Origin of the sequence: Lactonifactor longoviformis DSM 17459 (assembly GCF_900129135.1) — a bacterium.
Lineage (GTDB): Bacteria > Bacillota > Clostridia > Lachnospirales > Lachnospiraceae > Lactonifactor > Lactonifactor longoviformis.
Genome location: NZ_FQVI01000071.1, coordinates 1 through 1,785 on the forward strand (window position 1 = coordinate 1; position 1,785 = coordinate 1,785).

4 protein-coding genes are annotated in these 1,785 nt (G+C 41.8%); all 4 read left to right on the plus strand.

The genetic code is table 11. The features are described 5' to 3' along the window. Positions 1–833, plus strand: an 833-nt coding sequence (locus BUA56_RS22445; protein ID WP_072854972.1) for an LPD29 domain-containing protein, incomplete at its 5' end; no start/stop codon positions are given. Positions 834–918: 85 nt separating this feature from the next. Beyond that, positions 919–1,173, plus strand: a complete 255-nt coding sequence (locus BUA56_RS22450; protein WP_072854973.1) for a hypothetical protein — start codon at positions 919–921, stop codon at positions 1,171–1,173. Positions 1,174–1,219: 46 nt separating this feature from the next. Then, positions 1,220–1,510 carry a hypothetical protein gene (locus tag BUA56_RS22455; RefSeq protein WP_072854974.1) on the plus strand — a complete coding sequence of 97 codons (291 nt, stop codon included), beginning with the start codon at positions 1,220–1,222 and terminating at the stop codon, positions 1,508–1,510. Between the two features lie 53 nt (positions 1,511–1,563). Beyond that, a partial coding sequence (locus tag BUA56_RS22460; protein WP_139249530.1) for a hypothetical protein occupies positions 1,564–1,785 on the plus strand: 222 nt, incomplete at its 3' end.

Sequence of the window (1,785 nt, forward strand, 5' to 3'; positions counted from 1 at the left end):
CCCGCCGCAGCTTCTATACAGAATATGGTTGGGAAGGAAGCCGCTACGATGGAAGCATGACAACTACCGAAATTGCAAAAACAATCCGAATGTACTGTAAAGAAAGATACCCTACCTGGAAATTTTCTGTAACATCTAAGTATTTTTCTGGTGGCTCCGAAATCCTTATTTGCGTAATGGAAGCGCCGGAGCAAATTTTCGACCTTAAAGCCTGCCGGAAGGCATATACGGAACATTTGGAAAACGAAAAGATGGGATATTATGGTGGTCGCGGTCTTGGAATGAACATTGAAAAAATGCTTGCCGAAGATAGGATGCGCTGGCAGTTACACAGGATCAGCGACAATTACAAAGAATATTTTACAGAATACGCTTTTTCGGTACTGTCTGATGTTTATAGTTTTATGCAGTCTTACAACTATGATGACAGTGATTCCATGATTGATTATTTCAGTTGTAATTTTTGCTCATCAATCCATATTGGAAAGTGGGACAAAGGTTTTAAGGTAGTTCCCAAAACCAACAGAATCAAAAGTAAAGCCAATAAACCGTCGAAGGTAAATGCCACAACAAAGCAGGAAAGCACTTCAGAAACGCAATATACAGCGTTACCGGACAATAAAACCGGATACACCTACAAAATCACCAAAGGCGAAGACACCCGGGATGGCTCGGAATTATGGGTTGTTCGAATTGCAGAAAAACTTGGCCGGGAAGCATATAAATCCGAAAACATCGCAATGCAGGAGCGTGGCGGATATTACAGCAAGTTTAAACACGGATTCATTTTCCGGTTCGATCCGTCCGAGATTTTAACCAATAGAACAGCATAATCACCACCGTAAGCTACCCAAGGTTCGCTTCCCGCGGTAGCACCGCCAATACGGAGAAATCGAAAATATAAAAGGAGGTATCAAAATGACTATTAAAACCCATATATCTGCAGGAGTGGCGGTAGCAATGAACAGATCCGATGACTTTAATCAATTTATTTTAGATTCCATACATCGTCATTTGTCTGGCGACTGGGGCGAGGTTTCGGATTCGGACATGGAAAGCAATAATACAGATCCACTTTACTCATTAAGCGCATACATAGCTCCCGATGGTCAAAAAATCTGGATTAAACAAGACTGTACAATATTAACCGTACTTTTCCCGGAAGAATACTAGACAACAGCACCCTAAAATAAAAAAGAATCCCTTCGAGGTGAAAACAATGAAGAAAATCGAAAGAAGAGAAATCGAAAAACAGGTAAAAAAAGAATACGCCGCAGCCCGCGATTGGTGCAGTTATGACCACTTTAGATACTATAAGATGATGATAGATACATCGGACGGTGATATTTGGTCAGACGTATTTCTGTCAGAAAACGAATGGAAAGTATACCACTCCGAAACTATTATGTCCCTTGAAAATTATTACTATGGGACAATAAAAGAGAAAGAGGCTGAATACATAGAAGACGCCATTCGCAAACTGAAAAGCGCTGGCTGGGAAATCGTATAAGAATAGCAATCGACTACCCGCCCCGAAGGTCACGAGGGCAGAAAGGATATAAAATGAAAACAATCAAAAAATATGAAGAATTTAATGCAAGGCGTTACGGTAATCCCTGGGTTGCTGTTGTCAGAAAAAACGGGAAGATAGATTTTTCCCAGAAGGTAGGTGGGTACACTGGAGCCTACGGAAAGGGAGAAGCCGGAGAATTATATATTAGTGATCCGGTGGAAGGCGCCGTGTATGCATACGGCCAGAAGGACTACAGGGGAAGTAACGGCGGG

Bases quoted from the DNA above. Each gene is read 5' to 3' on its own strand.
- BUA56_RS22450 (WP_072854973.1), top strand. From the start codon at position 919: ATGACTATTAAAACCCATATATCTGCAGGAGTGGCGGTAGCAATGAAC.
- BUA56_RS22455 (WP_072854974.1), top strand. From the start codon at position 1,220: ATGAAGAAAATCGAAAGAAGAGAAATCGAAAAACAGGTAAAAAAAGAA.